A 25,341-nucleotide genomic window follows, 5' to 3' on the forward strand; every position below is an offset into this window, starting at 1 on the left:
CAATTTCTAACGGGGCAAAACCGACACTCCCTTCCAGGGACACTAAATAAATCAAGCTATAGGCGATAGGCTATACACGAGGCCATAGGCTATAGGATTTGTCCCTATCGCCTACTCTCCCTCAACCGCCGCGGCAAGCTCGGTCACAGTGTAAAGACGCTCCGCGATACAGCTTTCTATTTTTTCCGTTGTTTTTGAGGGCAAGCTTCTGCCGCTTGTTCCAAGAAATAATTCAATGTATTTTCCAAAGATACTGCAAGCTTCACGGAAGGCTGCCAGCCTAAAAAACGGCGGGCATTGTTGATGCAGGGTTTTCTGTGCAAAACGTCTTGATACCCTTCTCCATAAAATGTGCCGCCTACTACATACTTCAGGCCGGCAAACTTAGGGAACATATCGCGCAAAGGATGAGATTTGAATTTTTTAACGAGCATTTGAGCCAGTTCTTTGATGGTGAACTCATTATCTGGATTGCCGATATTGAATATTTTGCCTGCGCAAACATTGTTCTTGTTTTCTATTATCCCGCGCAAACATGCTATACCATCAGATATATCGGTAAAACATCTTTTCTGCCTTCCGCCGTCAACGAGCAAAATGGGCTTTCCTTCCACAAGGCTTAAGATAAGTTGAGTAACTACGCGTGAACTTTTTTTTCGCGCGGACTCCAACCCGTCTAATCGCGGGCCTATCCAGTTAAACGGCCGGAAAAGCGTGAAGTTGAGCTTGCCCTGCTTCCCATAGGCCCAAATAACCCTATCCAAAAGTTGTTTACTGCATGAATATATCCAGCGCTGCATCCTGGTTGGCCCAAGCACGAATTCCGAATTGTCTTCGTCAAATTCATCATCTTTGCACATGCCATAAACCTCTGATGTTGAAGGAAAAACAAGCCGTTTTTTATACTTGGCACAATACCGCACAATCTTAAGGTTTTCCTCAAAATCAATCTCAAAAACCGAAAGAGGCCTACGCACATATTCTATTGGAGTAACTAATGCCGCGAGAGGTATAATTATGTCGCTGGCAGAAACCTCTTTTTCTACCCATCGCTGTTTTACCCTTATGTCCGCCTGCTTAAAATGAAACCGCTTGTACGCACAAAGCCTATCTATGTTAAAGGAATTCACATCAATTCCCGAAATTTCGTTATCGCTCGTGCGCAGGATATTTTCAGCCAGCTCATTACCTATAAAACCGTTTACCCCGATAATAAAGATCTTCTTTCTCTTTCGCACTTTTTACCCCCTCGCGTAATATTTATCATTTTTTACAGAAGGTATTTTTATGATGACTGTAACCGCGTCCCTTAGAACCTTATAATCGGCCATCTCATTAGGCCCGGCCACGATTATATCCCCTTTTCCATACTCTTTGTTATTGATGCGCACTAGGCCCTTAATTACCACGGTTATTTCGGCAGCAACTTTATGGTAATGCCTCTTCGTATAATCACCGGCCTTTTCAATTTTTACCGCCGCCTCAAATTCCTTCGTCCTGTAAACCGCGCGCGGAAAATCACCGGCAAACCATCCCCTTATCATTTTGTCTAATTTGAATTTTCTCATATTCCGCCCCAGTCATCTAATGCCTGTGATAATGGCCGATTTGTACAGTCCCAAGGTATATCCCGCCGATAACCGCTATAACCCCAAAGATCTCTATAGGCGGCGTATGGCGGGCAAAAAATATAATATCCCAGACAAAAGCCAGCACAGGCTGTAAGATCAGGATCAGGCCAACCTGCATAGGCGATATTCTGGAAAGACCCACCGCAATGAATACCCATGCCAAAACCTGCGGTATAATGCCATAACCTAACAGAGCCAGCCGGCTCTGAGTATCGGGAATAGCGAAGCTTTCTCCGGAATAAAGAGCTGCAGCCCCCATTATTAACATATTTGTGATCGTTATCATAGTAAGAGTCGCTAAGTTATTGACCGAGAATGCCCCCTCGTTAAACACTATCTTACGCAAAATAAGAAGATACGCGGCATAACAGATCGCTGTAATCAACCCAAAGAATATCCCAATTTTATGATGATCCCCTAATGTATGCCAATCCACCCCAAAAATCATAAAAAGCCCAGCGATAGCTACGCTTACCGCAACTGCCAGTTTTGGTGTTATACGTTCTTTCAATAGAAAAATACTAAAACCCGCCAGAAAAAACACCTGCAAACTGGATAAAAGTGTTGCCAGCCCGGGGCCTACATATAAGATGCTTCTATGCCATAAAATAAGGTCAATACTAAAAATACTCCCGCATGACAATACCAGTAAAAAATGTTTAGACCCTTGCCATAATCGGCCTTTCATTGCTTTTGTGATGGCAAACAGAAAAACGCCCCCAAAAAGCATCCTGTAAAAACCTATCGCTGTCGGATCCACATTAGCAAGCCTGACAAATACTGAAGAAAAACTTATCATGACGGCGCCTATGGCCACGCATAATATACCTATATTACGCCTATTCATCATACCGCTTGTTATCTCTTTCTGGCAATAGCAGGCCTTTTACATAACTGCTTTTTTTAAGCGTCTTTTGGCTTATCTTGGTCTTTCCTTCAATGGCTAAACTTTTCTATGTATCTTTATTGCCTTACGCAACCGCCTGCCCGAGACTAAAAACAGTCATCAGGGCAAATGCGGCCGCTAAAACGCCTCGCGATAAAAAACAATTGCCATTAAAAACCTTAAAAGAATTTATATTTGCCCGTTTGTCTTTTTCGCTTTGGTGAGAGTATTATTTACAATGCCCACATTTAATAGCGGTATTCTTATCCCGGACAAACAATAAAGGAAAAACAATATCGCTAAAACAGCATGGTAGCCATACCGCCAGGAATAAAAATATAAATATACCCAGATACGGCACAGCGTGGCCATGGTCCGCGGCCATCAGCATATGAAAAAGCGATGCCCATGTGCTGACAAGCACATGCCCCGCGTGTGGAAACTTTGTTATTGGTTTAAAATAAGCAAAAACAATCGCCGCTGCCGCAAGCGGATTGATAAGCCACCATTTCTCAATAAAGCCGATATGCTCATGACGGTACGGCATACGAAGCAATGTTTCACCCCAAAAAGGTATCAGCGAATCGCTCAATGTCCCGATGCTCACCGAACCGATATAGCCGACAGCCAAAACCTTTAAGAACAACTTTATGCCCCGATTCGCGCCGGCAAGATATCTCTTATACAAGGCGGCTGTCACGATAGCGCTTAAACAAATGTGAAGCGGATGGAACACATAAAACAGGCTATGCGCTGTTTCGTGCGGCATATTACGAAACAATAGCATTAAAACTATACCGGTAGACGCGCCAAAAAGCGTAAACGGCGCGTGCTCTTTTAGTTCATGAATTATTTTAAGAAACATTCTACTCTCCTTGCTGTCTATTTTTTATTTTTCGCTTAAAGCGTATTCTACCGCGGCCTGCGCGTGTATAGCGGTTGAATCAAAAATCGGCACGCTTATATCTTCCTGTTTGATTAATAGCGGTATTTCGGTACAGCCAAGTATGATCCCCTGCACGCCTTCTTCTTTTATAAGGCGGGTTATTATATTAAGGTATCCGGCCTTTGATTCTTTATAAAATTTACCCGCGCACAATTCGTCAAAGATAACGTTATTTATATAATCCCGCTCACCGGCTTCCGGAATTACCACATTAAGGCCGTATTTTTCAAGGCGCTTTTGATAGAAACCCTGTTCCATGGTATATTTAGTCCCCAAAAGCGCGACAGTCTTTATCCCGCAAGCCTCTACCGCCTTACTAACAGCGTCGGCAATATGCAAAACAGGGATTTTGACCTTTGTCTCAATAATATCAGAGGTTGAATTCATCGTGTTAGAACATATTATTATGAAATCCGCTCCCCCTCGTTTGAGCCTTTCAGCGGCATCAATCATAGTTGCCCTTAACGGGGCCCAGTCACCCTTGGCTGCCAAACGCTCTTGTTTTGAAAATTCTCCGAATTCTATGGAAAACATCAAAATTTTAGCGGAATGCAGACCTCCGAGCCTGTCCATGACCATCTGGTTCATCAAGCGGTAATATTCAACCGATGACACCCAGCTTACGCCGCCAATCACGCCGATTGTTTTCATTTCATGCTTATCCGGGCCGGCTGTATCCTGTAAATCTAAATTCCGCGTATCTTTGCCTGATAAATCCGAGGCATAAGATGCCGGGCAAAGGCCCATCATAAAAACCGTCAAAAATAATATCAAAACGTAATTCTTTTTCCATCCTGTCTTCATATCCCTATCCTCATTATAAATGGCGGCAATTTAAGCTATGCCGCGGCGGGGAAACTATCCCCAATTTTACCGGCCGCGATAAGAATCCCAGAACGATATCCGCGGACAAGGCCGGGTTTTTCATCCGTAGGCTCGTTTGCAATTTCCACAAGACGTTTTTTTGTTTGTATTGATAACCGGTTGAGAAATAATATTTCGCGCCTATAGCGCGGGCGGAACTTGTTTGATATAAGGGCCCAAATCCATGTCCTTATAAGAACATCCCGCCCGCACAACCGGGTATAAAACCTCATTAATATCCGTCATGACTTCAAGCAAGCACGGCCCTGTTGTTTTCATAAAAGATTCAAGCGCCGCGGGCAGGCCCGCTCTGGAGTTTAACCGTTGGGCAAACTTATAGTTGCAATGCCTGGCAAGCTGGGCGAAGTTAATATCGGTCTTTCTTTCTGTCGCCGAGTGCCTTTTACCGTACGCGGCATCTTCCAAGTTTCTTACCATACCGTCGCTTTTGTTATTTAGAAGAAGGATTTTGACCGGCAGGCCGAGAGCCCCAATCGTGTGCATCTCACCCATATTCATCCTGAAACTGCCATCGCCGTCAACGACAATAACTGTCGAGTTCGGATTGGCATAATAAGCACCGACTGCGCTTGGCATGCCGAATCCCATCGTGCCGAAACTTCCGGGAGTAAGAAAAGATTTCGGCTTCCTCATTCTCAAATACTGGGCAGCCAGAAGCTGATGGTTGCCAACACCGGTTGTGATAATTGAATCATCCGTTATAAAACCGCTTAAGAGATCAAGTACCTCCGCTTGATAGATCTGCTTGCCGTCACGGCAGTAATTAAGCGGCCATGTTTTTTTAAGCCTGACAGCGTATTGAAACCAATCATCAATAGCAATTGTTATATTCTTTCGCTTGGCGTATTCGGCTAAGTCGTTTAAAGCGCAAGCGGCATCGCCTATAAATGAAAAATCGGGATTTCGTTCATTTCTTATTTGATAGACCTTCTGCGGGTTTATATCAATATAGGCGATCTTTGCCTCTATCGCGAAACCGACTTTTTCCGCGACGCGGTCGTCCCAGCGCACACCGATCGCTAAAAAGAAATCGTTTTTCTGAATGATCATATTGGCATAGGGCGTGCCAAACATCCCCAGAAGCCCCAGTGAAGCCAGGTCGTTTTCATCAACGACCCCTTTGGCCATGAGCGTATTAACGGAAGGGATATTAAAAATCGCATTGAACCGCCGTATAGCCTCGCTTCCCTTCTTGGAATTAAGCCCTCCGCCCAAATAAAGCAGGGGGCGCTTTGCCTCCTTGAGCAGGCGGAAGAAAAGCGCGCATTGGCGTTCGGATAAATGCCATTCGTTTTTATAGACAGACTCAAACCTGTCAAGACTGCCGCCCTGGTATTTGTTTATGCTCTGCTGTAAATTGATGGGGATATCAATCACAACAGGGCCCGGCTTACCTGACTTCGCCAAAAAGTAAGCGTCTTTAATGATTGATTCAATATTATCAATGCTGTCAACAAGGACAACTTTTTTTGCCGTGGGGCCAAAAACGCCTGAAACGTCAATGTGCTGGAATGAATCTGTGCCGATTTTATGCTCCGGAACCTGTCCGGCAATAACGAGCAGAGGAACGCTATCGGCATAAGAATCTGCCACAGCGGTTAAGGTATTCGTGATAGCGGGCCCGGAGGTAACTATAGCGACACCAACAGTATCACTTGACCTGGAGTATCCGGCGGCGGAAAATGCCGCGGCCTGTTCATTTGAGCTTACAATAATTTCAATAGAGCTCTTGGCCAATTCATCCATAACCGGAAGTATGGCCGCTCCCGTATAACCAAAAACATGTTTTATCCCGAGATCCTCAAGGCTTTTAACCAATATCTTCGCCCCTGTCATCTAAATCTCCTTTTCCTAACACGCCTATTTAATATTTCTGCGATAAAGCCCATTTTTCATAATAAAACAGGCGCTATCTTACCCGTTTCCGGACTTACCTTTTTTTATCAAAAATTTATCCCGTCTATTTTACGGCAACCACAAGCATTTCAAAATCATCCGTAGTCAGCTTATCGTTTCTTGAGTATGCCCCGAGCCTGGAACCAAAGATATCAATTTTCTTGAACCCAAGCGTCTTTAAAAGCCACGTAATCTCGCTGGGGACATAATAACGCTCATTGCACTTAAGTTCCCTTTTGTTGCCGGAATCATCCTCAAAAACAGCGGTGTTATGATCACGAAAAGTCATAAGGTCAAAGGAGCAGTCCTTGCACTGGGACTGGCCTTCTTTCTGCGCCAACTCATAGAATTCCTTGACCGAATGAAAAAGCGGGAATAATCCGTTTAATGTTGTGAAGATAAACTTCCCCCGGCCTTTCAAAGCTCTAGCCGCGCTCTTAAGAATAGCGAAATTCATTTCATCCGTTTCCATGAGAGAAAACCCGCCTTCGCAGAGCATGATAGCCAGATCAAATTCGCCCTCAAACGGAAGGGCGCGCGCGTCATGCTTCTTAAAATTGATTGTCAAACCTGCCACTTTGGCTTTCTTGCGCGCTCCCGCAAGCTGTGACTCGGAAAGGTCAATGCCGGTCACATGATACCCTCTTTTGGTAAGCTCAATAGTATGGCGGCCGGTCCCGCATCCGATATCAATGATCTTTAAGGATTTATCGCGGGCTATCTCTTCTTCAATAAAATCACATTCACCCGCAGTTCCCTGGACAAAAGGCTCGCTATCATATTTGCGGGCGTAATTTTCAAATAATGCTTCATACCATTGTTTCATTCTTGAAATCTCCTGTTTGTCCGGTTGCAAAAACAGTCTGTGGCAAGCATTGGCGGTAATTTATTTGATGATCATATAACCTGCTACCGTCAAAAGGCACAAGCCGAAAACCTTGCGAAGTAATGCCTCGGGAATACCGATCGCCAGCCTGGCGCCTAAATAACCTCCGGCGATAAATCCCAGGCACAATAGCGCCGCGGCGGGCATATTGACATGGCCTTGTTTATAGTAAGCCATTGCCGCAAGTATGCCTATGGGCGGAACGAGCATCATAAGGGTAGTTCCCTGCGCGCTATGCTGTGAAAAACCAAATATGTAGACAAGGCAGGGCACGACCAGTATGCCTCCGCCGATGCCTATCAACCCGCTTGAGATACCGGCGAAAAAACCTGTTATCACATAAAGTATCAAGCTTAACATTAACAGCCTCTCTTTTGCCCGAAACGCCGCTTCAGATATTATGGACAGCCGGCGGCCGCTTACTTTTCGGCAATGATCCTTGCTCCCGCGAGGTTATTACCCTCAAAAAGAATTGACATTTTCTTATAAAAATCTTCAAGGCCTTTTACCGTGTCCTCATCATAAACCTTAAGATTGTCCGTCCGTGATGCGATAAAGTGCTCCATTCTTTGCCTTACAAAATCACGCCACGGCCCTGTCATATCAATTACCCGCACAGCGTGAAATCCAGCCTCCGACAATTGCCTCTTGTATTCATCCGCGGCAGGCAGATAACTACAATAGATATCCTCTGATAATATCTTTTCCTCTTCGCGGGTAAACTGGCTTTTTCTATAAAAATCCTCCGCGTAAAGCCTGCCGCCCGGAGACAGCGCCGTAAAACATTTCTGAAACAATCTCTGGCGGTCTGGTATATGAAGAAAAGACAGCCATCCTGCCGTCACATCAAAATCATGGCCTGGCATATCATAATCAAGTATATCCGCGCATACATGCCTTATCTGCTCTGAAAGACCGCATCTGCGCGTAAGAGAGGCGGCGATACTGTGAAGGTCAGGCTGCATCTCAACACAGGTTACCATACAGGCTGTTTTATGCGCCATATACCTGGCCGGCCCGCCTATGCCTGAACCTATGTCAAGTATCTTCATGCCAGAGCCTATGCCAAGAAGTTCTATAGCATCATCAACAGCCTTAACTCCAAAATAATGATATTGGTCAAAGCGGCAGAGGTCAGACACCTCTAAGGGCTGTTCCAGTCCTATGCCCGCAAGGCGCAGTTCATCGTATATCCTTTCGGGACAGCGGTATAATTTCATGCCTTTGATATTATCTGCCCCATACATTTGATACAGCCTCCGGCCGTCTGGAATCAATAAAAATACTCGCGGCAGGCCGATGAGGCCTGCCAGAAAACCATGATCTTATCAGTTCTTTTGAACGTAAAGTGTCTGCGTCGGAAAAGCAAACTTTATACCATTTTTTTCAAATTCGGATTTTATGGCAAAATTTATCTCCTGCTGTATATCCATGTATTTATTGTAATCCGGGCCCAGGACATAATAGACTGTTTCAAATATCAGGCTGAAATCCCCGTAACTAAAAAAATGCGCGCGGTCAAAGGCCGTATCAGGCACCTTTTTAATTATGCGCTCTATCATCGCCGGCACCTGTTTCAGTTTATCAAGAGGCGTCTGATACGTCACTCCTATACGGAAAAGAACGCGCCTTTTTTCCATCAATTTATAATTACGCACCCTTGAATCGGTAAGGTCAGTGTTTGAGAATATCAGCTGTTCTCCGCCCAAACTGCGCACGCGCGTCGTTTTTATGCCTATATATTCCACCGTGCCCATAAAATCACCGATAATAATGAAGTCTCCTATTTTAAACGGCTTGTCAAAGACTATGGAAAAATAGCTGAAAAAATCCTTGAGCAAGGTCTGCGCGGATATGGCCACGGCAACGCCTCCAACGCCCAGGCCGGCGATTATCGTGGAAACCTTAAACCCGGTATTATCCAAAAATATTATCAGCGCTATTGCCCAGACAAGGTATTTGACAACATGGAACATCCCGTCAAGGCTGCGCATCAGGGTAATATCGTCGCCTTTCTTTGACAAATAGAGCTTTAAGACATATTCAAGAAGCATTACGGCAAGCCTGGCGGCAAATAATGTAATAAGCCCAAGCTCAATAATGTTGGCCGCGGATTCCAGCCCGGCAGGCATTTTAAGCATCTTGACGCTTATATAAAAACAGCTAATGAATAAGGCCGGGACAATGATGCTTTCAAATATCCTTGCCAGCAGGCCGTCAAAGGCCGCCGCGGACTTTACCGCTGACTTTGAAAAACGCCTGGCCAGGATAAAAACAAAAACCTTTACAACCAGCAGGCCAAGCACCAGCGCGGACAAACTGACGAGATAATCAATAATACGATTTCCTAAAAAAACCCTGTAAAGAAACTCAAAATCCATAATATATCACCCTTCTTTCACGATAAGCGTTGGCCCAAAAAACCGGCCGTTTCCCCCGCGGCGCAGGTATTATTTCGCATAGGCTTTATGTTTAAGATAGACCAAAACAGCCGCTTTGTCAACCGACTTTTAACCGGCTTTTAAAACACGGGGGCGCCTGTTGCTAATTTCTTAGAAATAGACGGCCGCGATTTGCAAAGAACTCCAATTGTAAAACCTGATAGTTGCCCGCGCAACCGTCTGCTTTGACCTAACAGGCATATATTAAAAATCAACCTGGGCCCTGATGCCTGCTATAAATATAGATTTGTCCGTATTAAGCGCGTCCGCGCCATAGGGATCCCAGATAACCTGCGCGTCAGGGCTTATGCTAAGATTCTCGTTGACCTTGTAATTATAGTAAAACTCAAGGTGATTTTCAGTCTTTGCCTTGAACTCATCCGCCTTTTTATAATCACCTGAAGGCTTGGCCTGACCAAAAGCTATGGCAAATACGTCATCTTCCCTGCCCCATGCCTTACCCGATAAGTTCACGCCCGCGCTCCACGACTGCTCAAGCGAATATTCGGCGTCTTGCGCGTATACCTCGGGGTCCTGCCATCCATAACGCGCGAATACGCCCACCGCGTCCGCGATCTCCTGATCAACACTTACGCCGAGCCCGTAACCTCTTTCTTTATCCTTAAGGCTGTCAGACCACTTAATATGGTTTTTATCATTGAGCCAGGCATAGACCCTGTAATTGCCCTTTTTTTTGAAAATATCAGGTTTTATGTTAAACTGTCCCGCGACAAACATATTGTTGAATACATCTTTCCAATCAGCATCGGCATCCGCGGAAATAAATTCAATATCCATGAAACTGTTTATCTCAACCGCCGCCCTTATCCCGGCCGTGTTGTCATCAGGAAATTCTATTACAGGAGAATTCCTAAATACGCTGCCCAAAAACTGCCGGCACTCGTCATTGGCATAGGCATTGGTATCAATATAGGCGGTGGGATCTATCTTTCCAAAAGTAACGGTCAAGGGCATGAATTTAAAATAGTGTTCATACCATATCTCTGTTACCGATACACCGCTGTCCGAATCATCGGCATCCCTGTTGACCGGAGAAAACACCTTTAGCCTTTCGTCAATACCCGGCCCGGAACCTGTCTCAAGGTGTAGAAACGCCATGCCATAATCGTCAAACGTTTTTCCAAATTCTAAATCCATGGAATATGAAGCGTCAGAGGCATTGCGGTTTTTATCTATATATTCATCCCCGTTTACTTTGGCGCTTGACTGCAGGATAAAAGTGCCCCCCGCCCCAATCGCAAGCCCTGCCGGCTTTATTTCAACCCCTTCACCGGGCGTATAATTAATAAATTCGCTTATCTGCCTCTCGGCGCCATGAGCAATTTTCTCTACCTCCACGGCCTTATTTTCCTGCCGCGCCAAACGGCCCTCAAGCCGGGATATCATTTCTTTTAATTGCGCTATCTCTTCCTGCATTGTCTGGGCAAAAGCCGTATCGCATAAGCACACGGCAAAAACAACAATAGAAAACCAAACGGACAACACCATCTTCATCGCGAAACCTCCTTTTCATATAAAGGCCTCCGGTAGTCCGGTTGGTTATTATTGTTTAAAACAGTCCGATAATCAGCCCTGCTTGTGCGGTTGCTTCTGCGTGTCAAAACGCATCTTCTGTCTTTTTTCTATCTGCGTTATTCTTGAATCATGAACGGTTATCACCACCTCTCCATAGCTTATCTGTCTCAAGCAATCCGCTATCTGCTCCAGCATTTTTCTGTCCGGGCCCATTTTATCCACCCTCTTCCTTATAAAATATGCCTGCCTGCTAAAAACCAAGCAAACGGCCGAGCTGATACACAATAAACGCAAAAACCCAAGCCATAACCGTTGTCCAGAAAACCAGAAAGCTTGTCCACTTCCAGCTTGAACCGGATTCTCGGTAAAATACAGCCATGGCGACAAAGCACGGCAGATAAATAAGCGAAAACATCAAAAAAGCCAACGCTTTTAAAGGGCTCCAAGACGGATCTTTCTGCAAGGATTCCTTTAACGGCTCGGCATCTTCCGGATCCACCTCGCCCAGGCTATAAATAGTGCCGAGCGTACTCACAACAACTTCTTTGGCCGCGACACCCGCTATAAGCGCGACGCCGCCCCTCCAATCCATGCCAAGCGGCTGAACAACCGGTTGCACAAATTTTCCGATTCTGCCGGCGACGCTCTGCTCCATTTGCATGGCCGCCGCCGCTTCCTCATCCATTCCTTCTTTCGCTTCAATCCGCGGAAAAGTAAATCCCGCCCAAATCAATATGGAAATAAGAAGGATAATACTGCCAGCTTTTTTAATATACATCCAGCCGCGTTCCCACATTTTTAGAAACAACCCTCTTAACGTAGGTATTCTGTAAGGCGGTAATTCCATCACAAAGTGCGCAGTCTGATCTTTAAGAACGGTCTTTTTCAAGATCCACGCCGAACCAAAAGCTATGATTACGCTTAAGGAATACATCAAAAACATAATGTTCGCTCCGTGTTCTTTGGCAAAAAACGCCCCTATGAATAAAGCGAATATGGGCAGTTTGGCTCCGCAAATCATAAACGGTGTAACCATCATGGTAATAAGCCGGTCTTTTTTGCTATCCAGGGTCCTTGCCGCCATAATCCCGGGAACGGCACAGCCGTTGGTGGAGATCATCATCGGCAGAAAAGACTTCCCATGGAGTCCGAATTTATTCATAATCTTATCCATGACAAATGCCGCCCGCGCCATGTAACCGGAGTCTTCAAAAAATGCGATCGCGAAAAACATGAACAATACGAGCGGAAAAAAACCTAAAACCCCGCCCACCCCCGCAATGATTCCGTCAACAACGAAAGACCGGATCAGCCCTTCCGGAACCACCGATGAGGCAACCGACGATAACCATTCAAAGAATTTCTCAAACCACCCAACCGCCGGCCCTGAAAAGGTAAACGTAAATTTAAATATCAAATACATGACAAGGGCAAATATCGGCAGGCCGAGGATCCTGTTTAATACTATCTTGTCTATTCTATCCGACAGATCGGTTTTTCGGCCTTTACTCGGATTGAGCAGGGAAGAACACGCCTTAGAAATAAAATCGTAACGCCTGTCCGCTATAACTGTCTCCGCCGAGTCCGTGCCGGACAATTTAAGCGCGCGAAGGCCTTTTTCAGCTATGGCCTTTGCCCTGGCGGCTTGCGGCATATCCTTTATCGCTTCTACCGCCAGAGGATCGTATTCCAACATTTTAACTGCCAGCCAACGGGACGGATATCTTGCGCGCAGTGTTTCATCTTTTCCAAACAACTCTTCCAGTTCTGCTATAGGCACTGAAATATCAAGCCCAAGGTCAACACCCTTGGGCTTGAGAACAGGCCCGCCTTTATAAGTATCCACAATGGCTTCAAGCAGGGCTTTTGTGCCGGTGTTCTTGTTTGCGACCGTAGTAACTATCGGCACGCCCAACAAAGACGATAAGGCCTCATAATCTGCGGACTGGCCTTTTTGACGCGCCAGATCACTCATATTCATTACCAGTATAAGCGGTATATCCAGCTCCATCAATTGTGTCACCAGATACAGGTTTCTCTCCAGATTAGACGAATCAATGATATCAACTATCATATCAGGGCCCTGCCCCATGAGAAAATCTTTTGCCGCTATCTCATCTTCGGAATTGGCGGACAAGCTGTATATTCCCGGAAGGTCAACAACGCGTATCTCATAACCTTGAAAAGAAAGCCTACCCTCTTTCTTTTCAACAGTGACTCCAGGATAATTGCCAACATGCTGGCGCGCCCCTGTCAGGCAATTAAAGACTGTTGACTTGCCGGAATTGGGATTGCCGGCAAGGGCTATTGTAATTATATCTTTCATCAATCATTCCTCCTCAACAAATATTTTATCCGCCAAACTATGCCCGAGGGCGACTTTGGCCCCCTTTATGACTACTGCCACAGGCCCGCGGCCCGGTTCATGCAGCAGCCTTAATTTTTCACCGGGCACCAAACCCATGTCCGTAAGACGCCCCGCGGCGCATTGCCCGCCTTCAAAACAGGCAAATACCAAATCAACATCCGCTCTGGCGCCGGTAAGCCTGATCATTGTTCGTTTACCTTTACAAGAATTTGAGAAGCCTCCTCTTTTCTTAAACTTAGACGATATCCCTTTACCCTTATGCCTATAGGGTCACCCAAAGGAGCGATATCTGTAACTTCTACGCTTGTTCCTTTTACTATGCCCATGCCTAAAAGCTTCTGGCGTAAAGGGCCTTGGCTGAATATCTCTACGACCCTGCCTTCCGCTTCCGGTTTTAATTGGTTCAAAAGTTTTTCCATTCCAACCCCCTTATGTTAGCTTGATAAATATTTGTTAGTTATGTCTAACTTTAAACTCAAAAAAAATCACCCCTTTGACCCGGCTCTCATAGGACACAACGGCTTTCTGCCTGTTTTTATATAATATCTAAAGCCCTTAAGCCACTGGGGACTTTTGCCATTCAGGCTGGAACCGGCAAAAGCAATAAATTTCGTAAGCCTCTCAAAGGTCTTGGGGCTTATAGAGTGCTCCATACTGCACGCCTCCTGCATAGCCTCATCCGGTTTAATACCGAGTATTTCTGTAAGAAATTTAAGAAGTATATCATGTTTACCCTGGATAGAGGCGGCTATTTCCTCTCCTTTTGAGGTAAGGTTTACATAGCCGTATTTTTCGTGGATTAAAAGCCCGCGCCGCGAAAGAGTCTTCAGCGCCGCGTTAACACTGGGGCTTTTGACGTTCAAAAGACCGCTTATGTCCCTCACCCTGCACACAGACCTCTGCCTCTGCAGTGACGCTATCGCCTCAAGATAATCTTCCATGGCGGAACTTAAGGGCCGTTTTATCTCTTTCATGTTACCACCCGTTTTAGACAAACCTTTGTTTGTTAGGCAATACTAACAAATTGGTGTTTGTTTGTCAAGTGTTTTTTTTAAACAAACTTCCGGCAACCTTTTGTGCTAATGAAGAAAATGCGCGGAGAGCGAATTTACCTATAGAAAAATCTATCTCCACACAAACCAGATAAACAGATACGCCGCCAAAACAGCGGCCATGGTAAAAGGCAGGCCTATACGGGCAAATTTTAAAAACCCCACGTTGTGCCCTTCCTTTTTGAGCAAGGAACAGGCAACAATATTTGCCGAGGCCCCTATGGGGGTAATATTTCCTCCTATGCTGGCCCCTACCAAAAGTCCGAAAAGAAATATAGTAGGTTCCATATTAAGCTTAGCTGACATAGACACGGCAACCGGAAGCATTGCCGCTAAAAAAGGCACATTATCAACAAACGCCGATACAAACACGGACAAAAAAACAATGGCAGTATATCCCGCGAATATATTGTCCGCGACGGTTTCCGATAAAAATCCCGCTATCACATCAATCCAGCCTGTGGCTGTAAAGGCGCCTACAAGGATAAAAACTCCTATCAGGAATAAAGCGGTATCCCAGTCAAGCTTTCTTAAGCCCTCAAGTATAGACGACCTATCCGCAAATCGTTTCCAAAGCGCGGCTATAACACCAAATACCGCGCAAATAATGCCGGCTAAGTATGAAAATCCCGTGTCAAAAAACGATGAAACAGCAAGCAGGGCTATCAGGGACAGCAAAAACACCGAAGGTATCCACGACTTGACTTTCTCCACGGGTATGAGCGCCTGCTTGGACCTGTATTTTCTAAAAAAAAGATACAGGACGAACATGGACACAAGGGCTGCTATTTCCACCGCGAAAAAAATACCCGGCCTGCCCTTATAAAAAAAGAAATCGGTAAAATCCATATTACAAAATCCGGCCAAAAGCATGCTGGGAGGGTCTCCTATGAGGGTTGCCGCGCCCTGGAGATTGCTGGATATGGCTATGCTTATCATCATATTGGCAGGATTGATATTTAATTTTTTGGACAGTGCCAGTGCCACCGGGGCCACTATCAGCACAGTGGCGACATTTTCCACAAAGGCCGATATCAGGCCTGTCATCAGGCAGATAAAAAGGATAGCCCAGCAGGTATTACGCGCTTTATCAACGATAATTTCCGCCAGATATGCCGGCACACGGCTTGCCATAAAAATATCCGCCAGGACAAGGGTGCCTGCGAATATTCCCATGACGTTCCAATTGACGGCGAAAAAGGCCTGGTGCAGGCTTATTGACCGGGTCGCGATAACGATAAAAGCCCCTGCCAATACTGCCGCTGTCCTGCGTTCGGGCAAAAACACAAAGCAGGCATACACGGATAGAAAGACTATCAAAACTATAGCTGACGGATCCATCGCCATAGACCTTTCAGTATTATTATTTGCCCGCGCGTGACCTTGCCATTATCAAAAGCATCTTAAAGGGTTCTTTTGCCTTAAGCGAGTGCGGGCAATCACACGGTATTATTATCATCTGGCCTCGGTTGACTATGCAACTATGCCCGGAGACAGTGATTTCGGCAGTTCCGTCAATGACGTTTACCATAACCTCAAACGGCGCGGTATGCTCGCTTAGGCTTTGGCCTTTGTCAAAGGCAAAAAGCGTTATAGTTGCTGAATCGCTTTTGATAATTTCCTTGCTGACAACAGCGCCTTGCTGATAACCAACCATATCGCAAAGAGTCAACGCGCGCATGAATAAACCTCACTGATACTTTTGGCCGCTGACAAGACCACCCCGGCGTATTTATCGTGTATCATGTCCGCGTCAAATTTAAGCATGGATCCCGGCATGGCCCTTTGCTCCTTGCCGGAAAGATATCCCATTGAGATCGGGAAAAACACCTTGTCCTCTTTCATTATATGCAAAGGATAAAACCTGGCCAGTGTTTCCATGTTTGTTATTATGTCTTTTAAAGCGTCTTTTTTACCGTTAAAATATTTTCTCTGCGCCGCGTCAAGCCTTCTCACGTTGGCCCTGCCCATCTTGTGTTTTCTTATAAGATCAAACATGATCTTTTTATGCCCGGGGTAAAGCCTTTTGCCCGCGAGGGCCTTAAATAATATGCCTTCTTCCTTGCCATGATGGCATCTGTCCACGTATGTCCTGATAAAATCCAGCACAGCCGCTATAAGCTTCGGGTCAGCGGAGCGGCTTTCTCTCATGGCCTTGACAATTTTGCCCATAATCTTTATCATGCGCAATATTGCTTTATGTTCTTTCACCAATATTGTCAACGGCATCATACAAAACTTTCGTTTTTTAACAACAGAGGCCGGGGCCTTAAACCTTACGGGGCTTAAGTTCCGCTTGGCCTATGCCTGTATTTTATGACCCTGACCTTTTCAATCGTTATGAGGCCTTCACCTACAATTTCATCAAGAAGAGGCAATATTTTGTTTAGATTTTCCTGTGTGTCCACTATCTCAATGACTACAGGCAAATCCTGTGATAATTGCAAAATTTTTGCCGAATGCATGCGACTGCTGGCGCCAAACCCCATTACCCCTCTCAACACTGTGGCCCCAGCCAGATTTAACTGCCTCGCGGCAATAAGAATATGTTCGTACAGGGTCTTACCTTTATAGCAGTCTGATTCTGCTACAAAAATCCTTAACAACATGCCGTCTTCCGGTAATTTCATTTTATTAAACTCCTTTTTTACACAAGCCAATGGCCGCCCTGGAAGCGGTATACCCTAAAAATACCGCGGCAATACAAAATGACACCGAAAGAACTATATTCACCGCGGCAATACGGTATTCTCCGTCGCGAATAAGATTAAAGGTCTCAAGGCTAAAGGTGGAAAAAGTGGTGTATCCGCCAAGTATACCGATAAAAACAAAAAGCCTGGTATTTGACGTTACGGTAAAATGTTCAACAATACCCCACAAAAAACCGATTAATAACGAACCCGTAACATTAACGATGAAAGTGCCTATAGGCAATACCCCGTTTGAAAACCTGTAATCAAGTCCGCTTACTACATAACGCGATATCGCCCCTAAGGCGCCTCCGAGCCCTACCACAAACAATTTAAGCATTATTTTTAAGCCTTCTATTCCATGCGCGCCCCGGCCCGCCGGGGCTTATTCGGCTTATTTAGCCAAAGCGCCTTTGAACACGCAAAATACGGCGGCAAGGATAAAGATTGATGCCCATACATATTCCTGCCTTATGCCCTGTTTCATGTATAATATGGAAAACGGTATGAACACAGACAACGTAATCGTCTCCTGCAATATCTTTAACTGGCCCAGGTTCATCACCTGATATCCTATGCGGTTGGCAGGAACTTGTATCAAATATTCAAACAACGCTATCGCCCAGCTTATCAAAGCGGCGACAACCCACGGCCGGGACTGGAAATTTTTAAGATGCCCATACCAGGCAAATGTCATAAATATATTACTGCAGGCAAGCATAAAAACCGTTATCAATATCTTAGGCATTCCTTATTTACCCTCCGTATAAAAACCTCAACCGTATTTAATCCCGCGGGCGGATATAATAACTCTCTGCCAATCAGGTTGTTTTTTTCGCTATCACGATACCAAACACGCCGCAATTCGGGGATAATTTTATCCCGACCTGCCCAAACCCCGCGTCGCGGCATAACATTTCCCATTGCTTGAGGCTGATACAATACTCACCCTGATTCAATATATGCTTCTTACCGTTATCATACATCTTGGAAAATGCTTCAATGCCGGCGTCTCTTAATGCCAATATCCATTCCTGCTCTAAGACATTAAGGATGCGCCTCAACCTGGAAACATCGGTATGCCGGCCCGTTGTGTCCATATCAACCTCTCCTATGATAAAACTGCCGTTTGGCTTTAAGGCATTATAAACTTTTTTTACCAGGCCGGATTTCTCCTTTAAGTGGTGCAATGTGACGGATGACACCGCGATATCAAAACCGGCGCGCGGCAGGCGCGCGGCGGAGGCGTCCATGAGCCTGCAGTCAGCGCTGTGCCGAACGCCAAGGCGCTTGAGCTTATCGCGGAAGATATCAAGCATTTTACCTGAATTATCTATGCCATAGACATAGCAGCCTTTTTTTATAAAACGTAAGCTTAGCAAGCCTGTGCCGCAGCCTATATCAAGCACCCTGTCGCCGCTTTTAGCTTTGGCGTATTTTACCACAAGGTCTAATAATTCACGGTGAAAACCGATACTACCGAGTGTGCGGTCGTATTCGTTAGACCAGTTGTCAAACCAATCCCTTGTTCCGGCCTTATGGTTTTTTTGACAGCTGTTTTTCTTCATAAAAAACTTTCCTTGAAATTTAACACTCGCGGGCAGAAAGCCTATCTGGGGCCCTTTGAACCGTGCTCAACGATACGTTCAATATCGCTCTTTTTGACAACCACCTTAAACTGCGTTTCCCCTGTCTGAACATACATGCTTATCTCATCATCTGTTTGTCCGCGTAAAATACCTTCTATAAATTTACCGCTTTTAAATACTATCAAGTGCGTCGGAACAAAAGAACCTACCTGCGCTTTTTCTGATTCCATTACCAAATGAGACCTCTTTTTCAGGTCAGAAATGTATTTGTCAATAAACCCCGAATGTTTTGAAAATGACTTAGCGGTATAGAGGAACTGTATGGCCTCATCAAAATTACCTTCCCTTTCCTCTATAGAGGCAAGGGTAATATACGCGTCCCTATAAGAAGGCGAGGAATGGATTACGCCCATTATGATTTCGCGCGCTTTTTCACATTCACCCGCTCCGTTATATGCCTTGGCCAGGATATTTTGCTCAACTATAGAATCAGGGTTGTCTGAAAGCCTGCGGTTAGAATTTTCAATTTCCTTGTAATAAGCTTCTATGGCCAGGCCCTTTTCGCCCTGTGTGTTATATATCTCGGCAAGGCTGTTATACATATTAGGATAAGCGTCATCGCGCTTTGCCAGGCTTTTGTATTCCATAATAGCCTCGTCATACATTCCCGCGTCTCTATACATGCTTGCCAGGTTATACATTATATCAAGGTTGTCAGGGTTAAGCCTTAAAGCCTCTTTCAGATACATAACAGCCTGGTCATAGCGCTCTATCTGCATCAAGGCTATGGCTATATCGTTGTACGCCACACAGTCGTTGTAATTAGAGTTCAGTATCTTTCTATAAGCCTGTATTGCCAAATCGTATTTACCTTCTTTGTAAAATATATCACCGAGTAATTTATGCGCCTGCCAGTATACGGGTTCTAAGCGCATGACATCGCTCATCTTGAGTTCGGCGCGTTTTAAATCATTATCAATATAGTAAAAATACCCGAGGATATAATGCGCGTAAACAGATTCAGGGTCAAGCTCCAAAGCCTTGTTCAGCAGGTTATACGCGTCTTTCTTTTCTCCCGCCGCATAGGCTATTACGCCCTGATTAATGTGTTCATTGGTGCAGTTTAAACGCGCCCTGTCGTATATGTTTTCTATGTCTTGGGATTCCGGTATGCGGGCGCGCGCCTGTTTGGCTGTATCAAGGGCCTGGGCAAACCTTCCGCTTGACATAAGGACATTTGCCAGGGCTATGTAATTATCAGCGCGAAGCGGATCATTCGCTATTAATCGTTGGTATATTTTGACCGCGTCACCAGGGTTGTCCAGCTTCTCATACACATAGGCCAGATAATCATAAGTGTCCCTATTCGGAATTATACGCAATGATTGCCTGAAAAAATCTGCCGCCAACTTATATTCTCCCGATTTATAGGCTTCAACTCCTTTATTATGATAAAATGAAGCTAATTTTATAACGCCGATATAGATAAAAAGCGCGCATAACACCACAATAAGCAGTAATTCAATTATTTTTTTCGCCATTGTCCTTCCCCTGTTAAATCGTAAAAATATTGCCAGATACAATACGGATTTTATAATAATTTTCTATTTTTATATAGATTATACTTCCCCGCAAGCCGTAAGGTCAAGACTTTTACCGGGCGTTTTCATTAATAGTTTTCATAAAGTCATTTTGCCAAAGATATTGCCGGGAAGAAGATAACCGGCGCTATTCATTTCCGTCAATGGAAAATTCTTTAATAATATCGTCCGGGGACGCCGCCCGTATAACCCTATCCGTGGAATCAGAATGACAAAAAGGCCTGACCAGATCAGCCAGGGCCTGAAGGTGTATTTCGGCCGGCGCGTCTTCTTCGCTAAGTAGTATAAACAATACCTTTATATCCGAGTTTACGCGCGTAAGATGCCAACCGGTTTTATTTACGCCAAGAAAAGCTGTGGGCCTTTTTATGCCCGCTATGCGCGCGTGCAAAAGCGCCATACCCGGGTTAAGCTCAATAGGCTCCGACTTTGCCGCGCTTTGCAATTTGCCGACAACACTTTTAAACTGCTCTTCTTTTTCCCGAAACGCGGGCGATAAAAGCCTTGTTATGGCCTCATATATATCATACCCTCCCAGATCCAGCCTGATATGCTCCAATGGAAAATACAAAAAACAGCTTGATAAGGCCTGCTCCTGCGTCTTAAAATCTTCATCCCAGGCTGTCTCGGGCGGATAAACTACAATATAATTAATACCGCTCATCTGCCGGCTGATTAATTGCGGCAGTCTATTCAAAGCAGGCTGCCACGCGAGTCTGCCCTTGCGCGCGTTGACCATAACAAAAAGGTCGTCTTCGGTCAGGTTTTTACGCGCCCAAGGCAAAAGTCCGTCCCATCTTTCCAGCGCGGCATACGACTTTTTGACGGTTGCTAAATTACGAGTTATTGTTTCGCCGGATCTCTTTAATACAGACGGTAAAGTAACGATTAAAAGCGACGCGTCCAATTGGCGGGCAAGTATTCCGACAGCACGGATAACAGCCGTAAAACCCGGCTGATAATCTACCATTGGCGGAATGGCCAGCGCGACACGTTTCATGGTATTTACCGGGATCAGGCACCTGCTGACAAATAGCATCTGGCCGGTATTGTCTAAAATCGCGTCCAGAATACGGCCGAATACCCAGGCGCCGGAAGAGGAGCTACCCTTCCATCCTATGACTATTAATGATATTCTAAGGTCAACGGCCGCCTGGCATATACCAACAACCGTATCAATGGCCGCCCTGGTCATTGGCACAACAGGCACATCCGCCTCAATCGCCTGGATCACCGCGTGGCCAAGCAGTTTCTCGGCCTGCGCAATACGCTCATCCGCATCATTGCCGGATTGAACAACCGTCAAAGGATACAAAGGCTCATAAGAATTGCGGCGCCTTAACAGCATAGCCAGATCCATCAACTCCTTGGCAGTGTCCGGATTGGCAAGGGGTATAAGTATCCTGTGAGGCACATTGGATGCCATAAGCGGCTCATCATCCTGTTTTAGCGCTACTTTCCGCGCGAAACGATCGGTTATAAGTGAACCCGTCATACATGTCGCTAATATCATTATGATAGCGCCCGCCAGCACAGATTCTGAAAAGACACCGATATTATAACCGACTAAAACAGCGGCAAGCGTTGCCGCGGCCTGATTAACGCTTAGGCCGTAAATAAGCATTCCTTCTTCCGGCGAATACTTTAATAATTTCCGCGCGGCATAAGACGCGGCCCATTTGGAGATGATGCCTGCGAAAACCATCACCACGGCTATGGTCAGCGCCCTGTCTGCTGTAAACAGCAGGCCAAGGTCAACCAGCATGCCTACAAATATCAGAAAAAACGGGATAAACATTGAATGTCCGACAAATTGTATACGGCTCATCAAGGCGCTTTTTTCAGGGATAAAACTGTTAAGGATAATACCGGCGAAAAATGCCCCGATTATCGGCTCAAGTCCGGCGGCATACGCCATATAAGAACAGAAATAAGTTGCGGCCAAAACCCCGGTGAAAGCAATGATGCCGTCCGTGGCAACTCTGCGGAAAAACCACTTGCTTAGAAGCGGTAGAACGATAAACATTGCCGCGGTGTAAATTCCGACATACATGAATAACCTGGGCCAGAAAAAAAATCCGGCCTCACCTTTGTGTATGGCGGCAATAGCGGCCAATACAAGCATGGCGGCGGTATCGGTTATGATAGTGCCGCCAACGGTGGTAGTAACAGAACGCTGGCGGGAAAGCCCGAGACGGCTTGCTATCGGATATGTCAACAGTGTGTGGGAAGAAAACATGCTTGCCAGCAGTATAGATGCCTGCCAGTTAAAACCAAGCAGATATTTAGCTGACAGAACTCCTAATATAAGAGGTATTGTAAAGGTAAATACACCAAAAACAAGGCTGTCCCGGCGATGGCGCATAAACTGCGCTTTGTCCAGCTCAAGGCCGGCAAGGAACATTATATAAAGAAGGCCTACAGCTCCTAAAAGTTGTATTTCAACGCCTCGTTCAAGGACGCGCAGGCCATGAGGCCCTAATAATATCCCGGATACAATAAGGCCTACGATACCAGGAAGCCCCAATCTTGACGACACAATCGGCGCTATAAGAGCAATCAGCATGAGTATGGCAAAAACCAACACCGGATCCTGAACGGGGAAAAACCCATTTAACATACCTGTACCTCTTGCATTAACGGGTATTAAGAATGATAACTACGCGTGAACATGTTTTACTTGACCTGGACAGAGAGCAGGAATATGTCGTCCGTCTGATTGTCTCTTTGGAACACATTCACGCGCTCAAGAAGCTTTTTGTTGAATTCGCCGACATGGAGCGTCATATTCTCTTTCGCGAAATCCTTGAGATTATCATAACCGAATAAAGACCCGGATGGGTCTTTGGCCTCAATTATGCCATCGGTAAACAGTATCAGCCTGTCTCCTTTTTTAAAACTTATGCTCGCGTCATACACGTTATTATCCGCCAGTCCTATGCCCATCAAAAAAGTCTGGGAATCCATAAGGACTATGCTGTTGTCTTTAGACTGCAGGAGTATTTGCGGCGGATGCCCGTGGTTTGAATATACCAGCTTATTTTCGGAAAAATCAAGCATTCCGCAGAAAGCGGTAAGATAAAAACCTATCTTGCCAAAATCCCGGTCAATAAAATCCCCCAGGGCCTTGAGCAGTCCCCCGGGGCTGACGCGCAGGCTTAAAAGCCTTTCTATTTCCGTGTGTATCCTGTTCACCAAAAGGGCCGATGAAACACCATGGCCGGTAATATCGGAGACAATAAACATCAGTTTGTCTTTGTCAATGAAGCTGAATTTAGCATAATCGCCTCCCATATAGAACATAGGCTGATACGTCACAGCTATGTCTGCCAGCGGATGTTCTATGGACTGGGGTATAATGCTTCTCTGTATCTTTCTGGCTATATCAAGCTCCTTCATCATAACAGCGTTTTTTTCTTCAATTTCCGTTTTTGATAAAAAAATATTTTCGCGAAGCAGGCATTCGGTCCGTTTTACAACAACACCGATTACCGTCGCGACAATCAGGATAACGGTATTTATTGATAGTATTTCCACGTTGATGAATGTCCCGGCGTTAAAATAAACAAAAATAAAATTTACCAGCGCGAAAAAACCGATGGCCATTGTTTCCCGCGCGGACCATGGCAATAACAATATACTGACAAAAAAAGCCAGCAATATCAAAGTTATCCCCATATGCACAATAAGATCCGGATGGGCGTGGGCTGATAAAGCGGCAATAAGAATCAAAAGAGCGCTGAAGATACCGGCGCGTATTTTGTAAAACAGCAGGCCGCGGCCTTTTCGGGAGGTAAGCAAAATGACTACGGAAACCGCGAGTCCTATGATAATGCCGGGAACGTCTTTGGGGCTTAATATGTGCCTGAAAAATGTAAATCCTGCCGCTATCTCAATGGTAAAAGCGGATATCACAATATAGCAGAACAGATTTATCCTGGAGTAGAACAGCTTGCCGAGTCCTGACTCATAAGAAAATTTAAGCCTTTCAGGGACCGCGCGATCTTTCATTTTTGATTCCTCTCTTTTTCTATTTCCACTATAGGCGAATCAAGATTTATCTCAAGCCCTCTGTATCTAAGCCATTCAAAATCAGGTTCTGCCGAATGCCATACATACGCTTTAGGTATCAAGACTTTTACGAAGTTAAAAAGGCCGAGCTGGGGGTCAAGGCATAGTTTATACGCCATAGTCCTGGCCCCTCCTGTCTCAATCTCCTCTTTGCCTATGATATATAAACCGCATTTGATAAGCCTCGGCTCACTGCTTAGCATCTCAACTTTCGCGCTCTCTTGGCCTGTTTTAAGAAATTGCTGGACATAGAGGGCCAATATAAGCCTGTTGACAACGTCTCCGTTAAAATTAAATTCCTGACGCGAGGTCTTGCCTGTTACAGTATCGCAACGTGTAAAAAACGCCTTATTTTTATTAAAATCAAAAACCTGCTCTTCGGTTGATATCAGCCTGCCGGATAGGTCAAATATTTTCGTAAAACTGTTTAAAGGTTTTACGCTTGAACCTGTATCAATATACCGGAGCTCTGATATCCAGCTTATCTTATCTTTGAATCCGCTGTATATGCCAGAACCTGACTCTATAATCTTGTTTACGCCTTTTTCAGATTCAGGGGAAAACAAAATATCTGTAACAGCGCTCCAGCGTGGATTCCCCTTAGTGTCCCGGCACTGATAAGAAACCTTAAACACCCCTCCTGCCGGAAGCCCGTCTGCCCATAACGCTATAGGACGGCATAGGGCCAGACAAAGACTGGCGGCAATAAAACAATTAAGTATATTGTTTTTCATACACGTTCCATCATAATATAACGCGCTAAATGGGATTTTTACAAAAAAACAATTACGCGCTTGCTATGTCAGCGCGTCTTTATTTTATTGTATTATACGGGGATGTTCAAGTCAAGGGAAAGGGCCTGA

The 25,341-nt window shown here is 45.3% G+C and carries 26 protein-coding genes and 1 pseudogene; all 27 read right to left on the bottom strand.

The features are described from left to right. Window positions 1-176 precede the first annotated feature (176 nt). The 27 genes and pseudogenes from PHV77_00760 to PHV77_00890 all read right to left on the bottom strand — a co-directional run bounded on the left by PHV77_00760 (window position 177) and on the right by PHV77_00890 (window position 25,212). Window positions 177-1,223, bottom strand: a pseudogene (locus PHV77_00760) (bifunctional UDP-4-keto-pentose/UDP-xylose synthase). A gap of 18 nt (window positions 1,224-1,241) precedes the next feature. Continuing rightward, complete coding sequence (locus PHV77_00765) at window positions 1,242-1,568, bottom strand: hypothetical protein (GenBank protein MDD5503831.1); 327 nt, start codon at window positions 1,566-1,568, stop codon at window positions 1,242-1,244. 16 nt (window positions 1,569-1,584) lie between these two features. Beyond that, entirely contained in the window at window positions 1,585-2,478 is an 894-nt protein-coding gene (locus tag PHV77_00770; GenBank protein ID MDD5503832.1) for a DMT family transporter, read from the bottom strand. Window positions 2,479-2,746: 268 nt separating this feature from the next. Further along, window positions 2,747-3,382 (bottom strand): hypothetical protein, encoded by a 636-nt coding sequence (locus tag PHV77_00775; protein ID MDD5503833.1) that lies wholly within the window; start codon window positions 3,380-3,382, stop codon window positions 2,747-2,749. Between the two features lie 24 nt (window positions 3,383-3,406). Further along, entirely contained in the window at window positions 3,407-4,114 is a 708-nt protein-coding gene (locus tag PHV77_00780) for an aspartate/glutamate racemase family protein (protein MDD5503834.1), read from the bottom strand. Window positions 4,115-4,468: 354 nt separating this feature from the next. Next, a complete protein-coding gene (locus PHV77_00785) occupies window positions 4,469-6,184 on the bottom strand; it encodes a thiamine pyrophosphate-binding protein (GenBank protein ID MDD5503835.1) in 1,716 nt (571 codons plus the stop codon). A gap of 124 nt (window positions 6,185-6,308) precedes the next feature. Next, window positions 6,309-7,070, bottom strand: a complete 762-nt coding sequence (locus PHV77_00790; GenBank protein ID MDD5503836.1) for a class I SAM-dependent methyltransferase — start codon at window positions 7,068-7,070, stop codon at window positions 6,309-6,311. 60 nt (window positions 7,071-7,130) lie between these two features. Beyond that, window positions 7,131-7,490, bottom strand: a complete 360-nt coding sequence (locus PHV77_00795) for a TSUP family transporter (GenBank protein ID MDD5503837.1) — start codon at window positions 7,488-7,490, stop codon at window positions 7,131-7,133. A 59-nt stretch (window positions 7,491-7,549) separates the two neighbouring features. After that, the gene (locus tag PHV77_00800) at window positions 7,550-8,377 is read right to left on the bottom strand and encodes a methyltransferase domain-containing protein (protein ID MDD5503838.1); all 828 of its coding nucleotides are present in this window, start codon (window positions 8,375-8,377) and stop codon (window positions 7,550-7,552) included. An 81-nt stretch (window positions 8,378-8,458) separates the two neighbouring features. Beyond that, the gene (locus tag PHV77_00805; GenBank protein ID MDD5503839.1) at window positions 8,459-9,511 is read right to left on the bottom strand and encodes a mechanosensitive ion channel family protein; all 1,053 of its coding nucleotides are present in this window, start codon (window positions 9,509-9,511) and stop codon (window positions 8,459-8,461) included. A gap of 264 nt (window positions 9,512-9,775) precedes the next feature. After that, window positions 9,776-11,086 (bottom strand): carbohydrate porin, encoded by a 1,311-nt coding sequence (locus PHV77_00810; protein ID MDD5503840.1) that lies wholly within the window; start codon window positions 11,084-11,086, stop codon window positions 9,776-9,778. A gap of 72 nt (window positions 11,087-11,158) precedes the next feature. Further along, a complete protein-coding gene (locus PHV77_00815) occupies window positions 11,159-11,320 on the bottom strand; it encodes a YezD family protein (protein MDD5503841.1) in 162 nt (53 codons plus the stop codon). 37 nt (window positions 11,321-11,357) lie between these two features. Beyond that, complete coding sequence (gene feoB, locus PHV77_00820; protein MDD5503842.1) at window positions 11,358-13,433, bottom strand: ferrous iron transport protein B; 2,076 nt, start codon at window positions 13,431-13,433, stop codon at window positions 11,358-11,360. A gap of 3 nt (window positions 13,434-13,436) precedes the next feature. After that, on the bottom strand, window positions 13,437-13,661 hold the full coding sequence (locus tag PHV77_00825) for a FeoA family protein (protein MDD5503843.1): 225 nt from the start codon (window positions 13,659-13,661) through the stop codon (window positions 13,437-13,439). Continuing rightward, the gene (locus PHV77_00830) at window positions 13,658-13,894 is read right to left on the bottom strand and encodes a FeoA family protein (GenBank protein ID MDD5503844.1); all 237 of its coding nucleotides are present in this window, start codon (window positions 13,892-13,894) and stop codon (window positions 13,658-13,660) included. Before PHV77_00830 ends, PHV77_00825 begins: the two co-directional genes overlap by 4 nt. Before the next feature lie 66 nt (window positions 13,895-13,960). After that, window positions 13,961-14,449, bottom strand: a complete 489-nt coding sequence (locus tag PHV77_00835) for a metal-dependent transcriptional regulator (GenBank protein ID MDD5503845.1) — start codon at window positions 14,447-14,449, stop codon at window positions 13,961-13,963. Window positions 14,450-14,599: 150 nt separating this feature from the next. After that, the gene (locus PHV77_00840) at window positions 14,600-15,874 is read right to left on the bottom strand and encodes an SLC13 family permease (protein MDD5503846.1); all 1,275 of its coding nucleotides are present in this window, start codon (window positions 15,872-15,874) and stop codon (window positions 14,600-14,602) included. Window positions 15,875-15,890: 16 nt separating this feature from the next. Then, window positions 15,891-16,208, bottom strand: a complete 318-nt coding sequence (locus tag PHV77_00845) for a cupin domain-containing protein (protein ID MDD5503847.1) — start codon at window positions 16,206-16,208, stop codon at window positions 15,891-15,893. Next, complete coding sequence (locus PHV77_00850; protein MDD5503848.1) at window positions 16,196-16,759, bottom strand: hemerythrin domain-containing protein; 564 nt, start codon at window positions 16,757-16,759, stop codon at window positions 16,196-16,198. The genes PHV77_00845 and PHV77_00850 overlap by 13 nt, the downstream gene beginning before the upstream one ends. A 53-nt stretch (window positions 16,760-16,812) precedes the next feature. After that, on the bottom strand, window positions 16,813-17,157 hold the full coding sequence (locus PHV77_00855; GenBank protein MDD5503849.1) for a DUF190 domain-containing protein: 345 nt from the start codon (window positions 17,155-17,157) through the stop codon (window positions 16,813-16,815). A 4-nt stretch (window positions 17,158-17,161) separates the two neighbouring features. Further along, on the bottom strand, window positions 17,162-17,557 hold the full coding sequence (crcB, locus tag PHV77_00860) for a fluoride efflux transporter CrcB (protein MDD5503850.1): 396 nt from the start codon (window positions 17,555-17,557) through the stop codon (window positions 17,162-17,164). 54 nt (window positions 17,558-17,611) lie between these two features. Further along, window positions 17,612-17,965, bottom strand: coding sequence for a DMT family protein (locus PHV77_00865; GenBank protein ID MDD5503851.1), 354 nt, complete (start codon window positions 17,963-17,965; stop codon window positions 17,612-17,614). Between the two features lie 73 nt (window positions 17,966-18,038). Further along, complete coding sequence (locus PHV77_00870) at window positions 18,039-18,785, bottom strand: methyltransferase domain-containing protein (GenBank protein MDD5503852.1); 747 nt, start codon at window positions 18,783-18,785, stop codon at window positions 18,039-18,041. A 41-nt stretch (window positions 18,786-18,826) separates the two neighbouring features. Further along, a complete protein-coding gene (locus PHV77_00875) occupies window positions 18,827-20,347 on the bottom strand; it encodes a tetratricopeptide repeat protein (GenBank protein MDD5503853.1) in 1,521 nt (506 codons plus the stop codon). A 187-nt stretch (window positions 20,348-20,534) separates the two neighbouring features. Continuing rightward, window positions 20,535-23,027 (bottom strand): cation:proton antiporter, encoded by a 2,493-nt coding sequence (locus tag PHV77_00880; protein MDD5503854.1) that lies wholly within the window; start codon window positions 23,025-23,027, stop codon window positions 20,535-20,537. Between the two features lie 56 nt (window positions 23,028-23,083). After that, window positions 23,084-24,418, bottom strand: coding sequence for a PP2C family protein-serine/threonine phosphatase (locus PHV77_00885; protein MDD5503855.1), 1,335 nt, complete (start codon window positions 24,416-24,418; stop codon window positions 23,084-23,086). Continuing rightward, window positions 24,415-25,212 (bottom strand): hypothetical protein, encoded by a 798-nt coding sequence (locus PHV77_00890; GenBank protein ID MDD5503856.1) that lies wholly within the window; start codon window positions 25,210-25,212, stop codon window positions 24,415-24,417. Before PHV77_00890 ends, PHV77_00885 begins: the two co-directional genes overlap by 4 nt. Between the last annotated feature and the right edge of the window lie 129 nt (window positions 25,213-25,341).

Source organism: Candidatus Omnitrophota bacterium, assembly GCA_028716165.1.
In the GTDB taxonomy this organism is placed as follows: domain Bacteria; phylum Omnitrophota; class Gorgyraeia; order JABMRG01; family JABMRG01; genus JAQUQI01.

Coding starts and splice junctions, on each gene's coding strand:
- PHV77_00835 (MDD5503845.1), bottom strand. CDS start 14,449: ATGAAAGAGATAAAACGGCCCTTAAGTTCCGCCATGGAAGATTATCTT.
- PHV77_00800 (MDD5503838.1), bottom strand. CDS start 8,377: ATGTATGGGGCAGATAATATCAAAGGCATGAAATTATACCGCTGTCCC.
- PHV77_00825 (MDD5503843.1), bottom strand. CDS start 13,661: ATGATCAGGCTTACCGGCGCCAGAGCGGATGTTGATTTGGTATTTGCC.
- PHV77_00780 (MDD5503834.1), bottom strand. CDS start 4,114: ATGAAAACAATCGGCGTGATTGGCGGCGTAAGCTGGGTGTCATCGGTT.
- PHV77_00845 (MDD5503847.1), bottom strand. CDS start 16,208: ATGCGCGCGTTGACTCTTTGCGATATGGTTGGTTATCAGCAAGGCGCT.
- PHV77_00790 (MDD5503836.1), bottom strand. CDS start 7,070: ATGAAACAATGGTATGAAGCATTATTTGAAAATTACGCCCGCAAATAT.
- feoB (MDD5503842.1), bottom strand. CDS start 13,433: ATGAAAGATATAATTACAATAGCCCTTGCCGGCAATCCCAATTCCGGC.
- PHV77_00855 (MDD5503849.1), bottom strand. CDS start 17,157: ATGAAATTACCGGAAGACGGCATGTTGTTAAGGATTTTTGTAGCAGAA.
- PHV77_00770 (MDD5503832.1), bottom strand. CDS start 2,478: ATGAATAGGCGTAATATAGGTATATTATGCGTGGCCATAGGCGCCGTC.
- PHV77_00805 (MDD5503839.1), bottom strand. CDS start 9,511: ATGGATTTTGAGTTTCTTTACAGGGTTTTTTTAGGAAATCGTATTATT.
- PHV77_00785 (MDD5503835.1), bottom strand. CDS start 6,184: ATGACAGGGGCGAAGATATTGGTTAAAAGCCTTGAGGATCTCGGGATA.
- PHV77_00885 (MDD5503855.1), bottom strand. CDS start 24,418: ATGAAAGATCGCGCGGTCCCTGAAAGGCTTAAATTTTCTTATGAGTCA.
- PHV77_00850 (MDD5503848.1), bottom strand. CDS start 16,759: ATGATGCCGTTGACAATATTGGTGAAAGAACATAAAGCAATATTGCGC.
- PHV77_00765 (MDD5503831.1), bottom strand. CDS start 1,568: ATGAGAAAATTCAAATTAGACAAAATGATAAGGGGATGGTTTGCCGGT.
- PHV77_00875 (MDD5503853.1), bottom strand. CDS start 20,347: ATGGCGAAAAAAATAATTGAATTACTGCTTATTGTGGTGTTATGCGCG.
- PHV77_00865 (MDD5503851.1), bottom strand. CDS start 17,965: ATGCCTAAGATATTGATAACGGTTTTTATGCTTGCCTGCAGTAATATA.
- PHV77_00880 (MDD5503854.1), bottom strand. CDS start 23,027: ATGTTAAATGGGTTTTTCCCCGTTCAGGATCCGGTGTTGGTTTTTGCC.
- PHV77_00890 (MDD5503856.1), bottom strand. CDS start 25,212: ATGAAAAACAATATACTTAATTGTTTTATTGCCGCCAGTCTTTGTCTG.
- PHV77_00810 (MDD5503840.1), bottom strand. CDS start 11,086: ATGAAGATGGTGTTGTCCGTTTGGTTTTCTATTGTTGTTTTTGCCGTG.
- PHV77_00795 (MDD5503837.1), bottom strand. CDS start 7,490: ATGTTAAGCTTGATACTTTATGTGATAACAGGTTTTTTCGCCGGTATC.
- PHV77_00870 (MDD5503852.1), bottom strand. CDS start 18,785: ATGAAGAAAAACAGCTGTCAAAAAAACCATAAGGCCGGAACAAGGGAT.
- PHV77_00815 (MDD5503841.1), bottom strand. CDS start 11,320: ATGGGCCCGGACAGAAAAATGCTGGAGCAGATAGCGGATTGCTTGAGA.
- crcB (MDD5503850.1), bottom strand. CDS start 17,557: ATGCTTAAATTGTTTGTGGTAGGGCTCGGAGGCGCCTTAGGGGCGATA.
- PHV77_00840 (MDD5503846.1), bottom strand. CDS start 15,874: ATGGCGATGGATCCGTCAGCTATAGTTTTGATAGTCTTTCTATCCGTG.
- PHV77_00830 (MDD5503844.1), bottom strand. CDS start 13,894: ATGGAAAAACTTTTGAACCAATTAAAACCGGAAGCGGAAGGCAGGGTC.
- PHV77_00775 (MDD5503833.1), bottom strand. CDS start 3,382: ATGTTTCTTAAAATAATTCATGAACTAAAAGAGCACGCGCCGTTTACG.